General features: G+C 67.7%; 10 protein-coding genes. 6 read left to right on the top strand and 4 right to left on the bottom strand.

Features of this window, described 5'->3' with window-relative positions:
- Positions 1-75: 75 nt before the first annotated feature.
- From QQZ11_RS05375 to QQZ11_RS05355, 5 genes are all read left to right on the top strand, one after another.
- Positions 76-1,740: an ABC transporter substrate-binding protein gene (locus tag QQZ11_RS05375; RefSeq protein ID WP_284549129.1), complete on the top strand. Its 1,665-nt coding sequence runs from the start codon at positions 76-78 to the stop codon at positions 1,738-1,740.
- A 103-nt stretch (positions 1,741-1,843) separates the two neighbouring features.
- Complete coding sequence (locus tag QQZ11_RS05370; protein WP_022908857.1) at positions 1,844-2,833, top strand: ABC transporter permease; 990 nt, start codon at positions 1,844-1,846, stop codon at positions 2,831-2,833.
- Positions 2,830-3,798: an ABC transporter permease gene (locus QQZ11_RS05365; RefSeq protein WP_284549127.1), complete on the top strand. Its 969-nt coding sequence runs from the start codon at positions 2,830-2,832 to the stop codon at positions 3,796-3,798. Before QQZ11_RS05370 ends, QQZ11_RS05365 begins: the two co-directional genes overlap by 4 nt.
- 1 nt (position 3,799) lies before the next feature.
- Positions 3,800-5,752, top strand: coding sequence for an ABC transporter ATP-binding protein (locus QQZ11_RS05360; protein WP_284549125.1), 1,953 nt, complete (start codon positions 3,800-3,802; stop codon positions 5,750-5,752).
- 69 nt (positions 5,753-5,821) lie between these two features.
- A complete protein-coding gene (locus QQZ11_RS05355) occupies positions 5,822-6,826 on the top strand; it encodes a LacI family DNA-binding transcriptional regulator (protein ID WP_284549123.1) in 1,005 nt (334 codons plus the stop codon).
- Positions 6,827-6,860: 34 nt separating this feature from the next.
- On the opposite strand, the gene QQZ11_RS05350 is transcribed toward QQZ11_RS05355, so the two are convergent.
- Positions 6,861-8,492, bottom strand: a complete 1,632-nt coding sequence (locus QQZ11_RS05350; RefSeq protein ID WP_284549121.1) for a glycoside hydrolase family 13 protein — start codon at positions 8,490-8,492, stop codon at positions 6,861-6,863.
- 249 nt (positions 8,493-8,741) lie between these two features.
- On the opposite strand from QQZ11_RS05350, the gene QQZ11_RS05345 reads away from it, so the two are divergent.
- Positions 8,742-10,211, top strand: coding sequence for an MFS transporter (locus QQZ11_RS05345; protein WP_022908862.1), 1,470 nt, complete (start codon positions 8,742-8,744; stop codon positions 10,209-10,211).
- A 228-nt stretch (positions 10,212-10,439) separates the two neighbouring features.
- Here the strand turns inward: QQZ11_RS05345 and QQZ11_RS05340 are convergent, their stop codons facing one another.
- The 3 genes from QQZ11_RS05340 to QQZ11_RS05330 are packed head-to-tail and all read right to left on the bottom strand — an operon-like array spanning position 10,440 to position 13,647.
- On the bottom strand, positions 10,440-11,273 hold the full coding sequence (locus QQZ11_RS05340) for a sugar phosphate isomerase/epimerase family protein (RefSeq protein WP_284549119.1): 834 nt from the start codon (positions 11,271-11,273) through the stop codon (positions 10,440-10,442).
- Entirely contained in the window at positions 11,270-12,460 is a 1,191-nt protein-coding gene (locus QQZ11_RS05335) for a dihydrodipicolinate synthase family protein (RefSeq protein WP_284549117.1), read from the bottom strand. Before QQZ11_RS05335 ends, QQZ11_RS05340 begins: the two co-directional genes overlap by 4 nt.
- Before the next feature lie 2 nt (positions 12,461-12,462).
- Positions 12,463-13,647 (bottom strand): Gfo/Idh/MocA family protein, encoded by a 1,185-nt coding sequence (locus tag QQZ11_RS05330; protein WP_022908865.1) that lies wholly within the window; start codon positions 13,645-13,647, stop codon positions 12,463-12,465.
- Between the last annotated feature and the right edge of the window lies 1 nt (position 13,648).

Below are 13,648 nucleotides of genomic sequence, written 5' to 3'. Positions count from 1 at the left end.
CGTGGTTAGCTGACGCCACCGACCACTAGGAGACCCACAATGAAGTCACGGTCAGCTCTAGCTGCGTTGTCGGTGATGGTCACGACCACCCTCGCTGTTGCGGGATGTTCGGGACAGGTCAAGACGACGCAGAACGACCCAGCCGGATCGACCGGCCCGGTGAACTCCGCCGGCACCGACAAGATGATCGACACCCTGACGCTTCCCGCCGAGGTGCCCGACAACGTCGCGGGCATCGAGAACTACAACCCCTGGGCGCCCAACGTCACCTCGAAGAACTACTTCTACGAGCCGCTGATGATCCGCAGCTCGGTGAACTGTGAGGTCGTGCCCTGGCTCGCCACCGACTACAAGTGGGACTCGGCCTCCCAGATCCACTTCACCATCCGCGACGGCGTGAAGTGGTCCGACGGCCAGCCCCTCACGGCCGACGACGTGGCCTTCACCCTGAACCTGCGCAAGCAGTACGCCGCCCTGGACGACATCGGCCTGTGGAACGACACCTTCGGAGCCCACGCCGACCAGGTCACAGCTGAGGGGAACACGGTCACCATCAAGTTCTCGGGCAACGCCGCGGCCAAGTTCGACTCCCTGATCACCACCAAGATCATCCCCAAGCACGTCTGGGAGAAGGTGGGCGACCCGACCAAGTACGTGGAGAAGAAGCCCGTGGGGTCGGGTCCCTTCCAGGTGAAGTCGTACAACGGACGCAAGCTGGTGCTGGAGCGCCGCGCCGACTACTGGCAGGCCGACAGGGTCAAGGTCAAGAACCTCGTCCTCGAGGGCAACTACGACGCGACCAACGCCGCGCTGAAGCTGACCGCCGGCCAACTGGACGCCTACTGGGGTGAGATCCCCAACCCCAAGGTGTCGTTCCAGGACAAGAACCCCTCCCTGAACCACTTCTGGTACGCCCCGGCGGGCTCCACCGTGCTGACCCCCAACACCCAGAAGGCCCCGTTCAACGACGCAGCCTTCCGTGAGGCCTACTCCCAGGGCATGGACAAGGACCAGATGTCGGCCAAGGCCACCTACTCGGTGATGAAGCCGGCCAGCCAGACGGGCCTCAAGCTGCCCTACGCCGAGAACCTGATGCCCGATGCGCTGAAGAACCAGGACACGGTGCTGAAGTACGACCCGGCCAAGGCGAACCAGATGTTCGACGACGCCGGCTACAAGGTGGGTAGCGATGGCTTCCGCACCACCAAGGACGGCAAGCCGTTGACGATCCAGTTCTCGGTGCAGGCCGGCTGGATCGACTACCAGGCCGCGGCGGACGTCATCGTCCGCGACCTGAAGGCGATGAAGCTCAACGCCAAGGTGGTCGCCTCGCCGCCCGATGCCGTCGACCTGAAGAAGAAGCAGGGCGACTTCGACATGATGCTGGAGTACCTCAACGGTGCCTGCGAAGTGGCGCGCAACCTGGGCTCCAAGCTCGCCAGTGACCAGATCCCGACCAAGACGACGGTGATGTCGAACGTCGAGCGCTGGAAGGATCCCAAGACCGACGGGATCGTCAAGCAGTTGTCCGGCGCCACCGATCCGGCCGAGCAGAAGAAGCTGGTGGGTGAACTGGTCGACGTGATGATGACCCAGTACCCGGTCACCCCGCTGTTCTACGCCCCCGCCCGCATGATCTACCGCACCGACCATGCCGTCGGGTGGCCGTCGGAACAGGACCCGTACGCCACCAACAGCGACATGCTGCTGATCATGACCCACCTGAAGAGCGCGAAGTAACGCGCCGGCGGATGGTCGTCCGAGTCGCCCCCCAGACCCGGACGACCATCCGCCCCACCCTCCCGCGAGGACGCCGGAGGGGACACCGTGAAAGGGGGCGCACGTGCGCTACTTCCTTCGACGCCTGGGGTACTTCTTCCTCACCCTGTGGGCCGCCGTGACGTTGAACTTCCTCATCCCGCGGCTGCAGCCGGGCGACCCGGCCGAGATCATGGTCAAGAAACTGGCCGGCAAGGACGCCGAGCTCGATCCGGCCAAGGTCGCCGCCATGCGCGCCATGCTGGGCGCCCCCGACGGAAACCTGTTCCAGCAGTACCTCGCCTACCTCAAGCAACTGCTCAGCGGGAACCTGGGCGTCTCGTACACCTACTTCCCCTCACCGGCCACCGAGGTGATCGGCAAGGCCCTGCCGTGGACGCTCATCCTGGTCGGGGTCACCCTGGTGCTGAGCTTCCTGATCGGTACCGTCCTGGGCGCCTTCGCCGCCTGGCGTCGCAACTCCACCTTCGACTCGGTCGCCACCCTCGGCTCGACCTTCCTGGGCAGCCTGCAGTCCTTCTGGGTGGCGCTGCTGCTGCTGTTCGTCTTCGGCTACATGCTGGGCTGGTTCCCGACCGCTGGCGGCTACGACGAGTCGACCCCCGGCGCCAACTGGGCGTTCGTGCAGGAGGCCGTGATGCACTCGGTGCTGCCCGCGGCCGTGCTGATGATCCTCGGCCCGATCGGCTGGATCATGCAGATGCGCGGCACCATGATCATGAACCTCGGCGAGGACTACATCCGGCTGGCCCGCGCCAAGGGTGTCCCCGACGGCCAGATCGCGATCCGCTACGCGGCCCGCAACGCCCTGCTCCCCTCGATCACTGGGCTGGCGATGGCAGTGGGCGGCATCCTCGGCGGTCAGATCCTGATCGAGCAGACCTTCGACTACCCCGGTCTCGGACGCCTGATGGGTCAGGCCGCCACGGCCAAGGACTACCCGCTGCTGCAGGCACTGCTGCTGTTGACGATCACGGCCACCCTGGTCGCCAACCTGATCGCAGACCTCACCTACGGCATCCTGGATCCCCGCGCTCGAAAGGCCGGCGCATGACCAACCCCACCCAGCCCACTGCTGACGCCACCTCGACCCTGCACGAGCAGGCCGGTGAGGCCGACCTTGACGCCGTCGCCAACCCCTCCAGCGGTCGGCGTGCCCGCGGCGGGTCGAACGGCCCGTCGTGGTTCCAGATCATCTGGGCGTCGAAGAAGGCACGCGTCGGCATCGTCCTGCTCGGTCTCTACGTCCTGGTCGCCCTGCTGGCACCCGTGATTTCCCCTCATGACGCGGCCGACACCACCTTCAACCCGGTCGAGCTGCCCAGCGGTGCCCACTGGATGGGCACCACCACCCAGGGCGCCGACATCTTCAGCCAGATGATCTACGGCACCCGCACCTCACTGATCGTCGGCCTGTTCGGTGGCCTGTTCGCCACCGCCCTGGCCCTGCTGATCGGCCTGATCTCGGGTTACCTCGAAGGCACCTGGATCGACGACATCCTGTCGTTCGTCACCAACGTCGCCCTGGTGGTGCCGGTGTTGCCCCTCATCATCACGCTGATGGCCTACTCCGAGGTGCGCAGCATCTGGTTCACCATCTTCATCATCGGCATCATCAGCTGGGCCGGACCCGCCCGCGCCAAGCGGGCGCAGATCATCACCCTGCGCAACCGCGACTGGGTGACGGCGGCCAAGTTCGCCGGGGACGGCACGGGCACGATCGTCTTCCGCGAGATCCTGCCCCAGATGACCTCACTGGTCGCGGCCGGGTTCTTCGGGGCCGCCAACGGCGCCATCGGCGCCGAGGCTGGTCTGTCGTTCCTGGGTCTGGGCAACACCGAATCGGTCTCGTGGGGAACCATGCTGTACCAGGCCCAACTGCAGGGGGCACTCGCCCAGGGCCTGTGGATCTGGTTGATCGTTCCCGGCCTCGCGCTCGCCGGGCTGATCTTCTCCCTGACCCTGGTCAACTTCGGGATCGACCTGATCTCGAACCCGCACCTGCGAGAGGACGGCTGAGATGGCCCTGCTCGACGTGGACGACCTCGTCGTCCGGTACAGCCCCAAGCTGCACGCCCCCCTCAACGCCGTGGACGGTGTCACCTTCTCGATCGCCGAGGGCGAGTTCGTCGGCCTGATCGGTGAGTCCGGCTCGGGCAAGTCGACGCTGGCCAACGCGATCCTGCGTCTGACCGAGCGTCCCGGCCGGATCGCCTCGGGCACCATCACCTTCAACGGCACCGACATCACCACGAAGTCGGCGGACGAACTTCGTCCCGTGCGCTGGCGTGACCTGTCGACGGTCTTCCAGAGCTCGATGAATGCTCTCAACCCGGTGGTGCGGATCGAGCCCCAGTTCCGTGACGCCATCGAACTGCACTCCTCGCTGCGCGGCGGTGCCGTCGTCGAACGCATCAAGGAACTCTTCGACCTGGTGATGATCGACCACCGCTACATCCGGGCCTACCCGCACGAGTTGTCGGGAGGCATGAAGCAGCGCGTCAACCTGGCCCTGGCCCTGGTCAACGACCCGAAGTTCGTGCTGCTGGACGAGCCCACCACCGGTCTCGACGTGGTGGTGCAGCGCTCGATCCTCGAGAACATCCGCGAACTGCAGCGCAAGCAGGGATTCGCGGTGCTGTTCATCAGCCACGACATCGGCACTGTGATGGACCTGTCCGATCGCATCCTGGTGATGTACGCGGGCAGGATCGTCGAGGAGCACACCACCGCTGACCTGCTGGAGCGTCCGCTGCACCCCTACACCAAGGGACTGTTGGGCTCCTACGGCGACCCCCGAAGCGAAACCGTGCGCATCACCTACGTGCCCGGTCGTCCGCCGGATCTCTCCCAACCCCACCAGGGGTGCCTGTTCGCGCCCCGGTGCCCCGAACGGATCGAGCGCTGTCTGAGCGTCGAACCGCCCCTCCTCCCCCTCGTCCCCGTCCTGCCCCTCAACCGCGGGCCGCTGGAGCCGGTGCCGGCCCAGCCGTTCGTGGGGTCGGTGATGACGCCGCGGGTGGCCTGCCACGTGGCGCAGTTGCAGGCCACCGCACCGGACACCCCCGGGCTGCCCGCCCCCACCCGTACCTTCCAGGGCCCCGAATTCGTCAAGACCATCGACGAGAGCGAGGGCGCCCTGGCCAGCGAGGTCTTCCTCGAGGTGAAGGGGGTCTCGAAGGTCTACACCAGTCGGCAGGGGTTCTCGACACGGGAGTTCACCGCCGTCGACGACGTCAGTTTCGAGTTGCGGCGGCGCATGGTGGCCGCCCTCGTCGGGCAGTCCGGGTCGGGCAAGTCGACCCTCGCCAAGCTGATCACAGGTGTCGAGAAGCCGACCTCGGGCGAGATCGTCTTCCATTCCTCCGAGGGCCCGATCGACGTCGCCGGGTTGTCGGGGTCACGGTTGTCGCGCTACCGAAAACTCGTGCAGATGGTCTTCCAGGACCCCTACTCGTCACTGAACCCGAACAAGACGCTGCAGTACATCCTCTCCCGTCCGCTGAAGAACCACCGTGGCCTGCGTGGCGCCGAGGCCAGGGCCGAGATCGACTCCCTGCTCGAACGGGTGGCGCTCACTCCTCCCGACCGGTACCGGGGTCGCTACGGCTACGAACTGTCCGGTGGGCAGCGGCAACGGGTGGTGATCGCGCGGGCCTTGGCGGCCAAGCCCGAACTCGTGATCGCCGACGAGCCCATCTCGAGTCTGGACGTGTCGATCAGGGCCGAGATCCTCGAGTTGTTGCACCAACTGGTGCAGGGGTCCGATGTCGGCATCCTCTACATCACCCACGACCTGCTGTCGGCTCGCATGCTGGCCGATGAGGTGATCGTCCTGAACGGGGGAAAGGTGGTCGAGCAGGGCAAGGCGATCGACGTCATCCGCAACCCCACCGATGCCTACACCCGCACCCTGCTCGAGGCCATCCCGAACCCGTTCGCCGCCCATCCCCCGGTGGAGGCAGCCGGCTGAGCCAGGCCCACCAGTGCACGTCGGCGCTCGGGTCGGCTCGTCGTCGGCGCCCGTCCCTATGCTGGGCACATGTCGCCCGATCCCGTGCAGTCCCCCGTCACCGTCTACACGGTGGCGCAGCGCGCCGGGGTGTCGATCGCGACGGTGTCACGCGTGCTGCAGGGATCGGTTCCCGTCACCCCCGACACCAGGCAGAAGGTGCTCGACGCCGTCGAGGATCTGGGTTACGTCAATCTCAGGACCGGACGAGCCGTTGGCCTCAAGCTCGAGACCCACGCCCTGGTGATGCCCTCGCTGGGCGGCACCTACTTCACCGACCTGGCGATCGGTTTCGAGTCGACCGCCGACGAGTTCGGGCAGTCGGTGTCGGTCCTGTCGACCGATGCCGTGGAGGACCCTGCGAGCCGGGTGCTCGACCTGGCCACGAAGGTCGACGGCATGGTGATCACCACGGGCACGGTCGGCGACGACGTGATCGAGCAGATCTCGCCGAAGGTGCCGCTGGTGCTGGTCGCCCGCAGCCAACTCGAGGGCTGCGACGCGTTCACCAGCGAGAACATGGAGCCGATGGTCGAACTGGTGCGCCATGTCCTGGGGCACGGCCGTACGAAGCTCCGCTTCGTCGGTGACCACACCCGCAGCCGCGACGTCTCGCGTCGCTACGCCGGCTTCCTGCAGGCTGTCAGCGAGGCGGGTCTGGGTGACCCCCACGGGCCATTCCAGGTGTGGATGAACGAGGAATCAGGACGAAGTGTCGCCCTCGACGTGCTGGAGCAGATCGGCGACATCGACGCCCTCGTCTGCGCCAATGACGAGTTGGCGCTGGCGTTGATGCAGTCCCTGGCCCAGCACGGCGTCCGTTGCCCCGACGACGTGGTCATCACCGGTTGGGACGACACCATGGCCTCCCGCTACATCGTGCCGGGGCTGACCACGGTGGCCCAACCGACCCGCGAACTGGGACGGGCCGTCTCGGTGCGGTTGCACGAGCGCATCGCGCAGCGGTCGCCGGCCCAGCCGATGGTCAGCCTGCCGAGCACCATCCGGGTGCGGCAGTCCTGCGGCTGCCTCTGAACGTCCACGCTGCGGTGGTGCCCGCTGCGGGAGCTCACCCCTTGGTGGTGGGAACCCGGAGCCAGACGGTGGTCTCAGCCGGCAACTGGTCACCGTCGAGTTCACCGGATGCCAGCACCACCTGGGAGTCGGGCAGGTCGATCGAGGCCTCCGAGAAGTTGGCGAGGCACTCCCAGCCCCCGGGGCGAGCGAAGTGCAGCACCCCCGGCGCCGAGTCCTTGAAGACCAGTTCCTCGGAGGTCTGCAGTTCGTGGCGCAGGCTCACGGCTTCCACGTAGAAGTTGAGCACCGAGTCGGGGTCGGCCGTCTCGGCCTCCACCGAGAAGTCGCCCCAGCTCGGTGGTTGCGGCAGGTGGGACCCGTTCGTACCGAACCCGAAGGACGTGCCGTCGACGGTCCAGGGCAGCGGCACGCGGCACCCGTCTCGTCCGACATCGACACCGGGAGAGCGGAAGAAGGTGGGGTCCTGGCGCTGGTCGTCCGGGATCCCGACCACCTCGGGCAGACCCAACTCCTCACCCTGGTAGAGGTAGGCGGCGCCCGGCAACGCCAGCAGCGCCGCCGTCGCGGCACGGGCCCGACGCAGACCTCGTGGCAGGTCGACCACCGGGTCGTCCCCACCCGAGAGCTTGTGGCGGGTTCCCTCGAGATCGGAATCGGGCAGTCCGAACCGAGTGACGTGGCGCACCATGTCGTGGTTCGAGAGCACCCAGGTGGACGAGGAACCCGACCGCGCCGCCAGTTCGAGGTTGTCGGTGATGATCCGACGCCATGCCCCGGCCTCGAACGGCGCCTTCAGCAGGTCGAAGTTGAACGCCTGGCCCAACTCGGACGGCGAGGCGTAGGCCACCCGTGATGCCGCCGGCACCCAGGCCTCGGCCACGGCCACGCGGGGAGGGCTGTACTCGTCGAACACCTTGCGCCAGCCGCGGTAGATCTCGTGCACGGAGGGGAGGTCGCTCAGTCTGGGGTGGGTCGCCCAACTGAGGCCGTCCTCGTCGCGACCGCGGGGCAGGGGCTCGGAGAGGTCCTTCTTCAACAGGTTGGCGACGTCGATCCGGAACCCGTCGACCCCCCGGTCGGACCAGAACCTCAGGGTCTGCTCGAAGTCTGCGATCACCTCGGGGTTGTCCCAGTTCCAGTCGGGCTGGGCGGGGTCGAACAGGTGCAGGTACCACTGCCCGTCGGGCACCTGGGTCCACGCCGGACCGCCGAAGGAGGCCCCCCACGGGGTGGGCGGCTCGTCATCGGGCGAGTCCCGGAAGATGTAGCGATCCCGCTCCGGCGACCCGGGCCCGGCCGCCAGGGCAGCCTGGAACCACGCGTGACCCGAACCGGAGTGGTTCGGAACGATGTCCACGATGATCCGGATGCCGTTGGTGTGCAGCGTGTCGACCAGGGTGTCGAAGTCGTCGAGGGTGCCCAACCGGGGGTCCACATTGCGGTAGTCGTCGACGTCGTAGCCACCGTCGGCCAGGGCTGAGGGATAGAAGGGGGACAGCCAGACGGCGTCGATACCGAGCCGGACGAGGTGGTCGACCCGTGAGGTGATGCCGGCCAGGTCGCCCAGACCGTCGCCGTTCGCATCGGCGAAACTGCGGGGGTAGATCTGGTAGACCACCGCTTGGCGGTACCAGTCCGCGTCGGTGACGGCGGCGGGATTCATGGCTGTGTGCCCTCCTCGATGACGGCTGACGCTTCCCCATGGGGGCTGCGGTGTCGCCCCAAGGTTATCGAATCGTGACCAAACCGGGCCGTGAAAGCCGTCCCCTGCGGGCGCTCCCCCGGGCGCAGCCGGGGCCCTCGGGGCAACAGTTGGCACGGCCGGAGCAACAAGTGGCACGGGGCCGGTGACCCACCGCGGCCGGGGTCAAGCTGATGCAAACACCTCCCGCTGAGGAGACAGAGGAGAATCATGACCAACCCCACCACCCCGGCCGGGCACAACACTCCCGGACTGGTCCAGGCACCTGACGGTGACCTGATGACCCTGGGCGAGGACGGCGTCCGTCTCGTCCGTGAAGGCGAGAACAGCCAGGACGACCCCACTTTCGTCGCGCCGAAGGGTCGCACCGCGGCGACCGTCACCCTGGGCATCTCGCAGTCGATCGACAACTCCGAGGGTGGAGTGTCGAAGACCTTCTTCCCGCAGATCATGACGGCCTTCAACGTCGGCACCACCGAGGCCGGTCTGCTGAACGCCCTGGCCTCGGCCGCCCGCATGGCCTTCGGCCCGGTCTGGGCGATCGCCGCCGACCGCTTCGGCCGCAAGAAGGTGCTGTTCATCGTCACCGGCCTGTGGGGCCTGTGGACCCTGGCCACGGGTTTCGCCGGTTCGTGGACCCAGTTGCTGGTGCTCTACGGCATCGCCCTGGTCGGCACCGTCGCGGGTGAGCCCATCCTCAACGGGTTGCTCGGTTCGATGTACAAGGCGTCCGAGCGAGGACGAGCCTTCGGCCTGGTGCGCTCGACGTCGTCCGCCCTGGGCATCGTGATCACCCCCATCCTGGGTCAGTTCGGTGACAACCCCGACGGCTGGCGCTACGCCATGTACGCCATGGGTGGTCTGTCGGTGCTCTCGGGAATCCTGATCCTGATCTTCGTGAACGAGCCGAAGCGCATCTCGTCGTCCGAGATCGCCGAACTGCGCGAGGAGGCGGGGTTCTTCCGTCCCTCCGACGTGCCGAAGCTGTTCAAGATCCCCACCCTGGTGGGCATGGCGCTGATGCTGCCGCTGGTCACCTCGCTGGTGCTGTTCGGCTTCATGAACATCGTCTGGGCCCGCAACCTCGGCTACGGCGTCAAGAACGGTTCGTACCTCTACACCGCGTTCGCGATCGGCTCGACCCTGTCGGCGCTGCTCGGCGGCTTCCTGGCCGACCTGTTCACCAAGAAGTTCGGCAACAAGGGCCGCATCATGCTGTTCCAGCTCTACGCCGTGGCCTTCGCGACCATCGTCGCCCTCACCATGTACTTCGCCCGCTGGTGGGACTCCGACGTCAGCCCCCTGCCCAAGGGTGCGGTGTCGACCAACAACCCCAGCGTCACCTACTACCTGATGGTGTTCCTGATGGGTCTGATCTTCTCGATCGGCTTCTCGGGCTGTGTGTTGCCGATGGTCTCGTCGGTCGCCCCCCGGCAGCTCTCGGCGACCACCTTCGCCCTGCTGTTCTCACTGATCCAAGGTGCCCTGACCACGGTGTACAGCCTGGTCGTCGGCAAGGTGGCCGATGTCATCGGCGACCTGCAGCTGACGCTGTTGATCGGTGTCTCGGTGCCCTACCTGTTGAACGCCCTGGTCTGGTTCATCTTCTACAAGACCTATGACAAGGACGTGAAGCTGCAGGCCGAGCGCACCCGCCTGATCGAGGAGGGCGCCTTCTGATCGGCTGAGCCCTCCTGGCAGGGCGCGGCCTCACCGGCACCGTGAATGCGGGTGCCTCCGGATGGTTCGGGGGCACCCGCTCTGCTTGGTGCGAGCCGCATGACCTGCAGCGAGTGCACCCGAGAGGGCTTTCGCGTCCCGTTCGGGACGCGATGGCCGTTTCAGATGCACTGGCTGCACATGCACCGCCCGGCGGTCCGCCGCGGTGCCACGGAGAACTTCGGCAACTCAGCGGCCGGAGACCACCAGGTCGAGGTAGCGCTGCTTCATGGAGGCCACGACCTCGTCGGGATCGGATGCCCAGACATCGGCATTGAAGATCTCGACCTCGATGTCGCCCCGGTAGCCCGCCTGCTCGACCAGGCGCCACTGGGCGGCGAAGTCGATGTGGCCGTCGCCCATCATCCCCCGGCTCAGCAGGGTGTCCGCGGCCAGGGGCAGCACCCAGTCGCACACCTGGAAGCTGACGATCCGCTCACCCGCGCGGTTGACCTGCCGGGCCAGCTCCGGATCCCACCACACGTGGTAGCTGTCGACCACCACCCCCACCCACTCGGCCGGGAACTGTTCGGCCAGGTCGAGTGCCTGGCCCAGGGTCGAGAGCACCCCACGATCGGCCGTGAAGATGGGGTGCATCGGCTCGAGCCCCAGGGTGATGCCGTGATCGGCCGCAGCGGGAGCGAGCGCGGCGATCCCCTCGGCCATGCGATCGCGGGCACCGTCCAGGTCCTTGGAACCAGCCGGCAGGCCGCCCACCACCATCACCAGGGTCGGGGCCCCGATGGCGGCCGCGTCGCGGATCGCGCTGAGGTTGTCGTCGAGGGCGCGGCGGCGCTCCTCCGGGTCGTCCGAGGTGAGGAAGCCACCCCGGCACAGGGACGACACCCGTAGCCCGGCCCCCTCCAACAGCCTGCGGGCGCGGTCGACACCGATCTCGGCCAGCGGCTCACGCCAGACCCCGATCGACCCCAGGCCGTGCCGGACGCACAGTTCGATCGCCTCGGGCAGGGTGAGCGTGTTGGTTGTCTTCTGGTTGAGCGAGAGCCGCTCGAGCCCGGTCATCGCGCCCCGCCGGCCGGCTGGATGTCGAGGTCGATGCCCTGCACGGCGGCGAGCCGGGCGAACCGGTGGGCCGCGAGGTCGGGGTCGGGGATGAGCCCGGCTGCGGCGGCCAACTCCAGCGTGATGGCGTAGTGCGGCAGGCTGCGAGCCGACTGCAGTCCCCCCACCATGGTGAACGAGGGCTGGTGGCCGGTGAGCCAACTGAGCAGGGCGATCCCCGCCTTGTAGTGGTAGGTCGGTGCCGAGAAGATGTGGCGCGACAGGGGCACGGTGGCCGCGAGCGCGTGGTCGTAGGCGTCCTCGTCCCCGTCGTCCAGGGCGGCCAGGGCCGTCGCCGCAGCGGGTGCGATGGCGGCGAAGATGCCGAGCAGGGCGTCGGAGTGGTGACCCCCCTCCCCCTTGATCAGTTCCGGGTAGTTGAAGTCGTCACCGGTGTAGAGCCTGACGCCGGTCGGCAGCGCAGCGCGCAGCCCTCGTTCGTGGTCGGCGTCGAGCAGGGAGACCTTGATGCCGTCGACCTTCTCGGGTCGGCTGCGGATCAGGTCGAGCACGGTCGCGGTGGCGTCACCGACCTCGGACGAACCCCAGTACCCCGCCAGCGCCGGGTCGAAAGCGGGCCCGAGCCAGTGCAGCACGACCGGCTGGTCGGCGCGGTCGAGCAGGTCGGAGTAGACGCGCAGGTAGTCGTCGGCGTCACGGGCCACGGCGGCCAGCTGCCGTGAGGCCATCAGGATCGCCTGCGCCCCCGTGGACTCCACGAACTCGAGTTGCTCGAGGTAGGCGTCGCGCAGCTGGTCGACCGAGCGGGCGGGGCCGGTGAGCTGGTCGGTACCCACCCCGGCAGCGATCCGCGCCCCGGCCAGCCTCGCCTCGTCCGACGACCGGCTGACGAGCTCTCGGGTGGTCGCCCAGTCGAGTCCCATGCCCCGTTGGGCGGTGTCCATCGCCTCGGCCACGCCCAGGCCGTGGCGGAACAGGTGCCGGCGGAAGCCCAGCGTCGAATCCCAGTCGACGACTGCCGGTGCACCCGGGGTGTTGTCACCGTAGGGGTCGGCCACCACATGGGCCGCGGCGAACGCGACCCTCGTCCGGAACGGTGCGGTGGGCACCACCCAGCCCCGCGGATCGCCGAGGGTGACCCGTTCCAGACTCCCGTCGGCCCGCGGGAGATTGAGCCGTACGCCCATCGTCAGGCTCCGACTCGGTCGAGCAGGTCGTTCCCGGCATCGAGTCGCAGGTCACCCAGCTCGATCCGGCGACCCTCAGCGTGGGACTGCAGCGCGGCCTCGGCCAGACGGACCCCGCGGGCCCCGGCCATGAAGTCGTAGGGATGCTCACCCTCCCCCGCCCGGGACTTGAGGAACTGCTCCCACTGCGCCTTGAAGCCGTTGTCGAAGACCTCGTTGTCGGGCACCTGCGACCACTGCTCCCGGAAGGGCATGGGTTCGGCCACGTCGGGATTCCAGACGGGTTTGGGCGTGACCGAACGGTGCTGGACGACGCACTGGTGCAGCCCCGCGACGGCCGAGCCCTCGGTGCCGTCGACCTGGAACTCGACCAGTTCGTCGCGGTGCACGCGCACCGCCCAGGAGGAGTTGAGGGAGACGACGACGCCTCCGGCCAACTCGATCAGGGCGTAGGCCGCGTCGTCGGCAGTGGCCTGGTAAGGGCACCCCTGCTCGTCGACACGTTCGGGGATGTGAGTGGCGACCCGTGCGGTGATGGCGGTGATGGGTCTACCGAACACGTTCTCGAGCACGTAGCTCCAGTGCGGCATCATGTCGACCGCGATCCCACCGCCCTGCTCGGACCGGTAGTTCCACGACGGACGCTGGGCGGTCTGCCAGTCGCCCTCCCAGACCCAGTAGCCGAATTCACCCCGCACCGAGAGAACGCGACCGAAGAACCCGCCCTCGACCAGGCGACGGAGCTTGCGCAGCCCGGGCAGGAACAGTTTGTCGTGCACCACGCCCACCCGCACCCCGGCCTGCTCGGCCGCGCGGGCGAGCCGGAGCGAGGCCTCGAGCGACTCGGCGATCGGCTTCTCGGTGTAGACGTCCTTGCCCGCGGCGATGGCGCGGAGCAGGGACTGCTCGCGCACGTTGGTCAGTTGCGCGTCGAAGTAGATCTCGTCGTCGGTGGCCAACGCCTCGTCGAGGTCGGTCGTCCACCGCTCGATCCCGTGCCTGCCGGCGATCTCGGCGAGCTTGTCGGCATTGCGCCCCACCAGGATCGGGTCGGGCATCAGACGGGTGCCGTCGGCGAGGGCGACGCCGCCCTGTTCACGGATGGCGAGGATCGAACGGACGAGGTGTTGGCGGTACCCCATGCGTCCGGTGACGCCGTTCATGATGATGCCGACTCTGGTGACCATG

The sequence above is a fragment of the Aestuariimicrobium sp. T2.26MG-19.2B genome, from assembly GCF_950101875.1.
Lineage (GTDB): Bacteria > Actinomycetota > Actinomycetes > Propionibacteriales > Propionibacteriaceae > Aestuariimicrobium > Aestuariimicrobium kwangyangense.
This window is presented reverse-complemented; position numbering and strand designations above follow the sequence as displayed.

What these genes read in the sequence shown, in the direction of transcription:
- QQZ11_RS05375 (WP_284549129.1), top strand. Translation starts at nt 76, where the DNA reads ATGGTCACGACCACCCTCGCTGTTGCGGGATGTTCGGGACAGGTCAAG.
- QQZ11_RS05365 (WP_284549127.1), top strand. Translation starts at nt 2,830, where the DNA reads ATGACCAACCCCACCCAGCCCACTGCTGACGCCACCTCGACCCTGCAC.
- QQZ11_RS05360 (WP_284549125.1), top strand. Translation starts at nt 3,800, where the DNA reads ATGGCCCTGCTCGACGTGGACGACCTCGTCGTCCGGTACAGCCCCAAG.
- QQZ11_RS05355 (WP_284549123.1), top strand. Translation starts at nt 5,822, where the DNA reads ATGTCGCCCGATCCCGTGCAGTCCCCCGTCACCGTCTACACGGTGGCG.
- QQZ11_RS05350 (WP_284549121.1), bottom strand. Translation starts at nt 8,492, where the DNA reads ATGAATCCCGCCGCCGTCACCGACGCGGACTGGTACCGCCAAGCGGTG.
- QQZ11_RS05345 (WP_022908862.1), top strand. Translation starts at nt 8,742, where the DNA reads ATGACCAACCCCACCACCCCGGCCGGGCACAACACTCCCGGACTGGTC.
- QQZ11_RS05340 (WP_284549119.1), bottom strand. Translation starts at nt 11,273, where the DNA reads ATGACCGGGCTCGAGCGGCTCTCGCTCAACCAGAAGACAACCAACACG.
- QQZ11_RS05335 (WP_284549117.1), bottom strand. Translation starts at nt 12,460, where the DNA reads ATGGGCGTACGGCTCAATCTCCCGCGGGCCGACGGGAGTCTGGAACGG.
- QQZ11_RS05330 (WP_022908865.1), bottom strand. Translation starts at nt 13,647, where the DNA reads ATGGTCACCAGAGTCGGCATCATCATGAACGGCGTCACCGGACGCATG.